Genomic DNA, 9,496 nt, shown 5'->3' with positions numbered 1-9,496 from the left:
AGTTCTGCTACTGTCTCTTGGATTTTGATGCGAGTAACACCGACCATTGCTCTTTTCTCCACACGGTAAGAACTCAGTATCTCATTTGTCACTCTCTTTTTTCAATTTGGTATCAACTGCATCTGGAGTGCTAGCAAGGGTTGCGTCAACTTCGACGGTCTAGTAAAGGATTTTGCTCAAAGAAATTCTGCTACTGAATACTCTGACCCTTCGCGGCAGGCTGCACTCCCCTTGCCTGCAACTGCCTTACACTAATAGCTAAAAACCTAATAACGACTAATGGCTCTAACTCCTTCTACGATGCTAGCGTTGGGAACGCCTGCCCCAGCGTTCACCCTTCCCGATGTGGTGTCAGACGCGATCGTCAATTTCCCAGAGGCGTTCGCGGACCATAGGGCGCTACTGGTGATGTTTATCTGTCAGCACTGTCCTTTTGTGAAGCATGTGCAGCACGAGTTGGCGCAGATTGGTAAAGACTACCAAAGCAGCGGCTTGGGTATTGTGGCGATCAGCTCTAATGATGTGGCGAACTATCCCAATGATGCTCCAGACAACCTGAAGCAAATGGCGATCGATCTCGGCTTTCAGTTTCCGTTCTGCTATGACGAAACGCAGGAGACTGCGAAAGCGTATACCGCCGCGTGTACGCCTGATTTTTTCCTGTTTGATGCCAATCGAGCCCTGGTCTATCGAGGACAGCTAGATGACAGCCGCCCCAGCAATGGACTTCCTGTGACGGGAAAGGACCTGCGCGGGGCGATCGACGCGGTGCTGCGCGATCGTCCAGTTTCCCCAGACCAAAAGCCCAGTATTGGCTGCAATATTAAATGGAAGCCTGGCAATGAGCCGCGGTTTAACGTGCAGTGAATCAGCGCTAATCCCGTAGCGGTTACTGTATAGTGCTCTGCCTAGCGCTTCTCAGCACTCCAGCCGCTTAGAGTCGCTTATCCGCCAACAATAGCTGCTCAAAGTCTTCTCCCGGGATGGGTTGACTGAAAAAGAAGCCTTGCATAGCGTAGCAGCCATTCTGCCGCAGAAACGCCAGTTGTTCGGCAGTTTCAACCCCTTCAGCAATTACCTTAAGCTGCAAGCTTTGCGCCATTGCGATAATGGCTTTGGCGATCGCCGCATCATTCGTGTCTACCATGATGTCTTGAATGAACGACTGATCGATTTTGAGCGTGTTGATCGGAAAACGCTTGAGGTAATTCAGCGAGGAGTAACCTGTACCAAAATCGTCAACTGAAATGTGCACGCCCATTGACTGCAACTGTTTCAGCGTCACAATGGTCGTCTCAACGTCTTCCATAACGCAGGTTTCTGTCAGCTCTAGCACCAGCAGATCCGGGTCAAGCTCTGTTTGCTGAAGCACCTCTGCCACCATTTCTACAAAATTCTGCTGCCGAAACTGGCGAGCCGAAAGGTTAACAGAAATGCGGAGCGGCATACCATTTCGGGTATGCCACTGCTTTGCCTGAGCACATGCCGTTTTCAGTACCCACTGCCCGATCGAAACAATCAACCCTGTTTCTTCAGCGATCGGAATAAATCGGGCGGGCGAAATCCAACCTAACTCTGGCTCAAACCACCGCAGCAGCGCTTCGGCACCAATGATACGTCCGCTAACAAGGTTTACCTGCGGCTGATAATGAATCTGAAACTGTTGATGGTCGAGCGCCGTGTTGAGTCGGTTGTGAACTAGCTGCCGTTCTGCTTCCAGCAAGTCCATTTCTAGAGTGTAGAACTGATAGCGGTTGCCTCTTTGAGTTTTGATGTAGCGTGTAGCTGTATGCGCCTGATTGAGCAACCCGTCGGGGCTGTCGCCGTCATTTGGGTAGAGCGCAATCCCAATCCTGGCTTGCACCTGCACCCACTGTCCATCAAGGTCATAAGGTTCTGATAACGTGTGCAGCATTTGCTGAACGACTTCCACAACCTGTCGTTGATTTGCCACATCGCTCAGAAGTAGGCTGAACTCATCACTACCCAAGCGGGCGATCGCACAGTGCTTGCTAAATCCGTGACTCAGGCGATCGGCAACCGCTTGCAGCAGTAGATCTCCGGCTAGATAGCCCAAATGAGAGTTGATCGCCTTGAAGCCATCCAAATTCACACACAGAACAGCCACCATCTGCTGCGCCTTCAGCGCTTCTTGCAGGGTATGATGAAACGCAATTCGGTTCGCCAGGTTGGTCAAGGGATCGCGATACGCCAACTGATTCAAGTTCTGCGCTGCCCGTCTCATTTCGTCGATGTAGGGCTGGGTAATGGCAGTGTGCTTTTCCAGCCGCGCCGCGATCGCTCCCAGTAGCTCAGTGCGCTTAAAGGGCTTAGTTAAATAATCGTCTGCACCAAGCTCCATGCCCTGACGTAGGTCGGTTCGATCGGCTTTGGCGCTGAGAAAAATAAAGGGAATGCGAGCGGTTATCGGGTTTTGACGCAGTTGTACCAGCACCTCGTACCCGTCGAACTCTGGCATCATAATGTCGCAGATGATTAGATCTGGATCATGCGCCTGCGCTAACTGGATACCCGTCTGACCATTTGTACCACTGATGACATCGAATCCTTCCGCTTTAAGAAGTTTGGTAATCAAGGTTCGGACGGTAGGATCGTCCTCAATGACAAGAATTTTGGTCATTCGTCTCTACTGTCTTACTTGAGTATCTGCTGGCAGCTGAACACTAGAGTTTGGGTTATATGCCAGTCCTAAGTGGTTCATCCAGTCTGAAATCTCTGAGCGCTAGAAGCAGCTAGACAAACGACGGGACGATCTCGGGAACAAAGATTCTACCGCCCATTATTCCCCGGATTTTACTGAAATAGCTCGTCAAACCGATGAGGAAAATTGAAGATTTCTTGAAGGTGTAGCGGTGACTCGATCGACACAGCCGCCGCCTTGCGTAGGGCAACCTGACCGGAAGGTTAGCGCATCCTTTTCGCTTCAGTCAGCGAAAATGGTTTACAGCGACAGGTAAACTGGGTAATTATCTATCTTGCTGATGATATTGCTCATCGCAAGGTTCGATATGTTGGAAGGATAGCCAATATGGTTTCGTAAGTCTGTTAATCTTTTGCTGCGGGTGAAGCATCACTCGCACTGACTCAGACCGTTACTCTCAGGTTAGGAATTATGAATCCCGAAGTTAAAGAATCCGAATACGTTGACACAACGACTCCAACCTACACGGTGGAGAGTGATGCATCTCTGGCAACTGTGAGCGCTGACGAGCAGCCGTTGTTGCCCCCTGCGACCTCAACTACGAACGAGCAGTGGCGTCAGGCTGGAGAGCGCGTCTACACGTTCCTGGCAAGTCTGCCGGAATATCTATCCGACTTCTTTGGAGAGTATAAGCGCCCTCTAATTACCCTCGGCTTGATCTTTGGTTCGATCGTCTCAGTCAAGCTGACGCTGGCGCTGCTGGATGCCGTCAATGATATTCCGCTCTTAGCACCGACCTTTGAACTGATTGGTTTTGGCTACACAGCTTGGTTTATCTATCGCTATCTAGGTACGGCCTCTAGCCGTCAAGAGCTAACCACCAAGTTCAACAGCTTCAAGGATGACATTGTAGGCAAGAGCTAGTCTTGCTTGCTCAATCACAAAAAAGGGGCACGCCACGGCGTGCCCCTTTCAGTTTCGGCGGCTAGGAGCCAATCACTCCGCCATCGCTGGATGCTTAGCGGCATTTGTAGAAGCAGTCTGCGGTTGTGCACACGGGAAGTGCTCCGTGACGATCTCCGGAACGTCGCTAGCGTTGATTTTGCTGTATCGCGTTTTATCTGGCATGACGAGATTCGGACCCGCTTTGCAGCGCTTCATGCAGCCAGTTCCCTGAATTGTTACATGGTCTAAACCGCGATCGTTAAGTTCTGCTTGTAGCGCTGCACACACTGCCTTACCACCCCGCTTCATACAGTCGGATTTTTGGCACATCAGAATGGTGGCTTTGGCAGGCTGCGGCGTAGACACAACTGGTTCGACTTGTGCTGCAGGGGCACTACTGCCGCAATGAATGCGATGCGCTTTCAGCTTGACTGCCCCCGTCTCGCGATCGCCGCTCTTTTCACCCCAGACATAAATCCAATCACCCGGCATCAGTACGGCACCCACTGCACTGACTGAGGCACGCGACTCCTTCGTGAGCTTGATGCAATATTCTCCCTCCGTCGTCATCAAACGCAGATGCTTTAGCTTGTAGCCGTCTTTGGTGATGAATCCGAGAAAGCGTCCTTCTAAGCTAAAAAGCGAAGGCTGTTGGTTATGTTTGCCCATAGTAAGGTGTCGTGGTGAGTGAGTAGGTGTGGTAAGGAAGCTACGATTCGGATTCCCAACAGCGCTCCAGCCATTGCAGAAGCTCAGTTCTGGGTGCGGTTAGCTGTCGGACAACGCTCTTAAGCTGGAGGATGGCGATCGGGCTATCAATGCTGACTTGTAAGTAACCGTCAGCTAGACATTGACAGGGAATGCAGAGCGAGGTTAGCCGAGAGTGCGCCTGCCAGCGATCGGCGCGAGAAATGGAGGTCACCTGAATCATTAAAGGCGTACAGCTTGACAAATTCATTCGCATGGTTAACAGATAGAACAAATTCTCAAATAAAAAATCGTTGGGTTCCCTGATGCCGTCGCTGAAGATCGATTTATAACGCTTAAGCTTCAACGGTTATCTAGGTCTAAATGCGCAATTGCTCATGACATTGGCGAGATGCTCGTCGGTTGTGGTGATGAATTCGTAGGTAGTCGGCACTGCCAATATCTATTAACATTTCGTTGCCCAATCCTCGACCAAGCGCTTTTATCAACCGTCTGCACTACGTATCAGCATACACAAAAACAATTTACTTGCAAATGATTTTCAATAAGAATTGGCAATGGCTACCCAAAAGGATTGGCAATGGCAATCTGAAGTCATCTTAGAAGCCATCTCATTGGAAGCGTGTCACAAACTCGCTCTAAAATGGGAACGAATGTTCTATCCGAGTGCAACTCCCCGATCGATGCCGCTTAAAGATTCCTCACCGCTGACGCTGGATACCGCTCAGCAAGTACTGCAACGGTTTTTGTGCGTCGATCAGCCGGAGGCTGACCAGCCGTTTGATCGCGCGATGGTGCAGCAGGCGCTCTTGTTCGTGATCGAGCACTGCGACTATGCCATTTTCGGCATTTGCGCCGACACGGCTGCCGACGCTGCGATCGCGCTAAAAACCTACCTTGCTGCCTTGGGCTACGACGACATGCCGGAAGTCAAACCCCATTCGGGTCCGGTTTATCTCAAATACAACCCTAGGACTAGACGTTGCCACCTCGATGCCTACACGGGTTCCCATCGCGGCGTCCTGGTTGCCTGCCAGCCCGCTTATGATGGCGACGTGAGTGAGACCTTCGGGCACTTGCCGCTGGATCTGTTTGAGAATTGAGACGTTTTGAATTACTAATCTTGAACGCTTAATTTCTAATTTTCACTCTGATGCTGCTCACCTCTCTGGCTCCTTCTCTACAATCTCTTCGAGCTAGCCTCCGACCCGGACAGCGGGAGCTTGCCGATTGGGTTGGGGGACCGCTGGCGGTATCGGCAGTGCCGGGGGCCGGAAAATCTACTGGCATGGCGGTTGCTGCCGCGATCGCGATTGCTCGTCACCAGCTCAATGCCCGCAGGCAGCTTGTGGTTGTCACCTTTACGCGATCGGCAGCCGCAAACATCAAGGCAAAAATACGCCACAATCTGCAAACGTTGGGATTGCCGCTAGGTGGCTTTACGGTGCAAACGCTGCACGGGCTGGCGTGGACGATCGCCCGCAATCATCCGGAATCTGGCTTGAACCTTGACAGCGTATTAGTAACGCCGAATCAGAGTCATCGACTGATTCGCACCTGTGTCGAGCAGTGGCTGGCGGCGAACCCGTACCTGTACCAGCAACTCCTGGAAGGGCGACAGTTCGATGGCGAAGAAACCGAGCGGCTGCGGCGACAGTCGGTGCTGCGAACCGAGGTGCTGCCTGCGCTTGCCACAACTGTGATCCGAGAAGCAAAAAGTTCGGGCTTGCAGCCGCAAGACTTGCGGAACTACAGCCATCGAATCAATGACGACTATACCGTGCTGACGATCGCCGCTGGGCTTTACGAGTTCTACCAGACGCAGCTCGTGAACCGCAATCGCATCGACTATGACGAAATGATTCTGGCAGCGCTGCGGGTGCTGGAAGACCCGGGTCTGCGTCAGTTTTGGCAAACGCAGGTGTTTGCCGTATTTGAGGACGAGGCGCAGGATTCCAGTCCGCTGCAAACCCGCCTGCTAGAGATCCTCGCGGCTGATCCTGATGATCCAGATAATTCCAGCAAACTTAACCTGGTGCGTGTCGGCGATCCAAATCAGGCGATTAACTCAACGTTTACGCCTGCCGACCCCATTTTCTTCCGAGAGTTCTGCGAAGCGTGCGATCGCCAGCAGCGGCTTGCCACGATGCAGCAGGCAGGACGCAGCAGCCAGCGCATCATCGACGCGGCTAACTTTGTGCTTCTGTGGGTCAACCGCGCCAATCTGGCAGGCAGCGAACAGCCGTTTCGGGTGCAGACGATCGTCCCGGTCAATGCGGACGATCCGCAGGCAAATGCAAATCCGCCTGCTGTAGGGCAAGGGCTAGAGCTGCACACGCCCGACGACACCTACCAAACCGTGGAGCGCATTGGGCAGCGGGTGCTGGAACTATTGACTCAGGACCCCGACGGACGCGCCGCTGTGCTGGTCCGCACCAATGAGCAGGGACGGTTTGTGGCGCGGGAGCTGCACCGCTGGTACGGTGACGAACTTCCCGTGTACGAAGTTGGACAGCACGATCGCCAGTCCCATGTGCCAAAAGACATGCTGACGCTGCTGCAACTCGTGGATCGTCCTCATTCGCCAGACTATCTGAAAGCGGCACTGACGACGCTGGTCGATCGTCGCCTCATTCCTACCCAGGATCTCAACGCCTTGGTGACGTTTCCAGAGCAGTTTTTGTATCCAGGTCCGATCGATCCGCCGCAGTCCGATGCTGCCGCACAAGCTCGCCGATTTTGCACCGCACTTCTGCGTGCCCGCTTGGAACTGCCACTTCAGCAGTTGATTCCCTTCCTAGCGCTCAGCTTGGACTACAACCAAACCGAACTGGCAACGGCAGATAAGCTAGCAGAGCGAATTGCTCAGCAGATCACCGACCACTCGCTGCCTGCTATTCTGGACGCGCTGAGCGAAATCGTTTCCGCTGAGCAGTTTGAGCCTGTAGACACCGACGACGCCGAAGAGCGCTACACGCGACGCGGACAGTTGACCGTGATCACGATGCACAAAGCCAAGGGTCTGGACTGGGACTATGTGTTCATCCCCTTTTTGCACGAGCAGACGATTCCTGGCGTTCCCTGGATTCCGCCGCAGGCACAGTTTTTAGGAGATTTTACTTTAGCAGAGGTGGCGCGGGCTCAAATCCGCGCTAGCTTGCACAATCAGTCGCCGTTGGCAGATACGGCAGCGGCCTGGGAGCGCGCCAAAAACCTCAAAACGGCTGAAGAATTTCGGCTGCTCTATGTGGCGATGACTCGCGCCAAACGCCTGCTGTGGATGTCGGCTGCGAGGAAGGCACCGTTTACCTGGAATAAACCGGAAAATCTGGACGATCGCAAACCCTGTCCTGCGATCGTCGCGCTCAAACAGCAGTTTCCAACCTCAGTAATGCTCGAATAAGCACACGGGGCAGAAGGGGCTACAGCCGGGCTACGGCAGCGTCAGAATTTCTGCCCCATCCTCTGTAACTGCAACGGTGTGCTCAAACTGGGCGGAGAGTTTCTTGTCTCTGGTCATAATTGTCCAACCATCTGACAAAATCTTAATGTCGCGGCTGCCCTCGTTCAGCATAGGTTCCACGGTGAAGACCATTCCTGGGCGTAGTTTCAAGCCGCTACCTCGCTGCCCATAATGCGGAATCTGCGGCTCCATGTGAAACTGTTGTCCAACGCCATGCCCAACCATTTCTCGCACCACCGAGAATCGATGGGTTTCTGCATACTCTTGAATCGCCGCCCCAATATCTCCAATCCTCGCGCCTGGTTTAATTTCAGCGATTCCTCGCATCATACAGTCGTGCGTCACCTCAACTAATGTGCGGGCGGTTGCGGATGGATTGCCCACCAAAAACGTTTTGGAGGTATCTCCGTAGTAGCCGTCTAGAATCAACGTCACGTCGATGTTGATGATGTCTCCATCCTTCAAAATCTGCTTGGGATGGGGAATGCCGTGACAAATCACGTCGTTAACGCTCGTGCAAATAGAGCGGGGAAAGGGAGAATGACCGGGAGGAGCGTAGCCCAACTGGGCGCTGACTGCGCCCTGTGCCTGCGTCCATTGCTCTGCCTCGTCGTTCAGGGTTTGAGTACTGACTCCAGGTTTGATCATTGGTTCAAGATGCTGGAGTAACTTTGCGGCAAGCCGCCCAACTCGGCGCATTTTGTCCAGTTCTCGTGCTGACAGTAAAACAACCCCTCGATGGGGTCGTGCTTGAAGATTTCCTGTACGCGAAAGCAGATTTTGGTGATTCATGAGCCTCCCTCTTGTACCGACTCTTGTGCTGTGTTGCATGTGCTGTGTCGTGCTAGCACAGCATAGCATAGCACGACACGCGCTAGTCTATTGCTTGTATGCTAGGTTCAGCCAAGAGCAGCAGTCATTCGGTAGTAAGCATGGGCGGAAAGACAGAGTTAGACCGAGTAGTTGCCTATGTGCCCCCAGAGTGGAAGAGGGAACTGGAAGAATGGGCGGAGGCAGAAGAGCGATCGGTTTCCTGGCTGATTGCAAAATTGGTTGATAAGGCATTGCAGGAACGACGAAATCAGCCCCAGCCTTCAAACGTGGTCAATATGCGCTGAGCGTGGGCGATCGAGGCTCACAGCCTTTGTTGCTTGAGCCATCCTGCGCAAATAGATAGCTCACACAGGTCGCCGCCTTGATCGTCGCCAAAGCCTACAGCGTTCAGGTCAAGGCGCATCTGGATTAATAACGTGCTGCGATCGCAGAAAGCAATCATGTTGACGAATGATGGCGCGAATTAAGTCAAAGCGATCGTGGCTAAACTCTTGCCAACTAAGGTTCTGCAACGTCGCGTGTCGTGCGGAAAATTAGCACTCCCAAACAAACTGAAGGCTCAAACGAGGCACTCCGGATCATCCGCAGGTTTGCATTGTCTACATGGAAGATGGGCGCTTAGTCACCAATCCCGATTTAGCCGCGATGGCAGGATAGGGGAGCAGACGGTAGCTCGCAGGAAAAGAAACGAGCGGTCGATCGCGTCCCCTCACTAGCTAAGAAAACCCGTTCAACTAACCGAACTGCTTGTTGGAAGTCGCTTCTAAATTGAACAGCACCGTTAGCGTTTGCATTGCCTGTCGGCGGGCTTCAATGTCCTGCTGAGTGCGTAGCTGCACCATCGGATCGTGCAAGATTTTGTTGACAATGCCGCGAGTCAGCGC

General features: G+C 52.9%; 9 protein-coding genes and 1 pseudogene. 5 read left to right on the top strand and 5 right to left on the bottom strand.

Features of this window, described 5'->3' with window-relative positions; genetic code table 11:
- Positions 1-279 precede the first annotated feature (279 nt).
- The gene (locus H6F43_RS14115) at positions 280-867 is read left to right on the top strand and encodes a thioredoxin family protein (protein ID WP_190343373.1); all 588 of its coding nucleotides are present in this window, start codon (positions 280-282) and stop codon (positions 865-867) included.
- Positions 868-934: 67 nt separating this feature from the next.
- On the opposite strand, the gene H6F43_RS14110 is transcribed toward H6F43_RS14115, so the two are convergent.
- Positions 935-2,641 carry a GGDEF domain-containing response regulator gene (locus tag H6F43_RS14110; RefSeq protein ID WP_190343372.1) on the bottom strand — a complete coding sequence of 569 codons (1,707 nt, stop codon included), beginning with the start codon at positions 2,639-2,641 and terminating at the stop codon, positions 935-937.
- Positions 2,642-3,133: 492 nt separating this feature from the next.
- On the opposite strand from H6F43_RS14110, the gene H6F43_RS14105 reads away from it, so the two are divergent.
- Positions 3,134-3,586 carry a CAAD domain-containing protein gene (locus tag H6F43_RS14105; protein WP_190343371.1) on the top strand — a complete coding sequence of 151 codons (453 nt, stop codon included), beginning with the start codon at positions 3,134-3,136 and terminating at the stop codon, positions 3,584-3,586.
- Positions 3,587-3,658: 72 nt separating this feature from the next.
- Here the strand turns inward: H6F43_RS14105 and H6F43_RS14100 are convergent, their stop codons facing one another.
- Together H6F43_RS14100 and H6F43_RS14095 are read right to left on the bottom strand one after the other, a co-directional pair.
- Positions 3,659-4,276, bottom strand: a complete 618-nt coding sequence (locus H6F43_RS14100) for a (2Fe-2S) ferredoxin domain-containing protein (RefSeq protein WP_190343370.1) — start codon at positions 4,274-4,276, stop codon at positions 3,659-3,661.
- Between the two features lie 40 nt (positions 4,277-4,316).
- On the bottom strand, positions 4,317-4,661 hold the full coding sequence (locus H6F43_RS14095; RefSeq protein WP_242025609.1) for an Asr1405/Asl0597 family protein: 345 nt from the start codon (positions 4,659-4,661) through the stop codon (positions 4,317-4,319).
- Between the two features lie 211 nt (positions 4,662-4,872).
- On the opposite strand from H6F43_RS14095, the gene H6F43_RS14090 reads away from it, so the two are divergent.
- Positions 4,873-5,418: a DUF1824 family protein gene (locus tag H6F43_RS14090; RefSeq protein WP_242025607.1), complete on the top strand. Its 546-nt coding sequence runs from the start codon at positions 4,873-4,875 to the stop codon at positions 5,416-5,418.
- A gap of 50 nt (positions 5,419-5,468) precedes the next feature.
- Positions 5,469-7,718, top strand: coding sequence for an ATP-dependent helicase (locus H6F43_RS14085; protein ID WP_190343368.1), 2,250 nt, complete (start codon positions 5,469-5,471; stop codon positions 7,716-7,718).
- Positions 7,719-7,748: 30 nt separating this feature from the next.
- On the opposite strand, the gene map is transcribed toward H6F43_RS14085, so the two are convergent.
- A complete protein-coding gene (gene map, locus H6F43_RS14080; RefSeq protein WP_190343367.1) occupies positions 7,749-8,570 on the bottom strand; it encodes a type I methionyl aminopeptidase in 822 nt (273 codons plus the stop codon).
- A gap of 140 nt (positions 8,571-8,710) precedes the next feature.
- Between map and H6F43_RS14075 the strand changes: the two genes are divergently transcribed.
- Positions 8,711-8,896 carry a CopG family transcriptional regulator gene (locus tag H6F43_RS14075; protein ID WP_190343366.1) on the top strand — a complete coding sequence of 62 codons (186 nt, stop codon included), beginning with the start codon at positions 8,711-8,713 and terminating at the stop codon, positions 8,894-8,896.
- Between the two features lie 450 nt (positions 8,897-9,346).
- Here H6F43_RS14075 and H6F43_RS14070 read toward each other — a convergent pair.
- Positions 9,347-9,496: pseudogene (locus tag H6F43_RS14070) on the bottom strand (glutamyl-tRNA reductase); the annotation flags it as partial.

Origin of the sequence: Leptolyngbya sp. FACHB-36 (genome assembly GCF_014695955.1) — a bacterium.
Taxonomy (GTDB): Bacteria; Cyanobacteriota; Cyanobacteriia; order Leptolyngbyales; family Leptolyngbyaceae; genus FACHB-36.
This window is presented reverse-complemented; position numbering and strand designations above follow the sequence as displayed.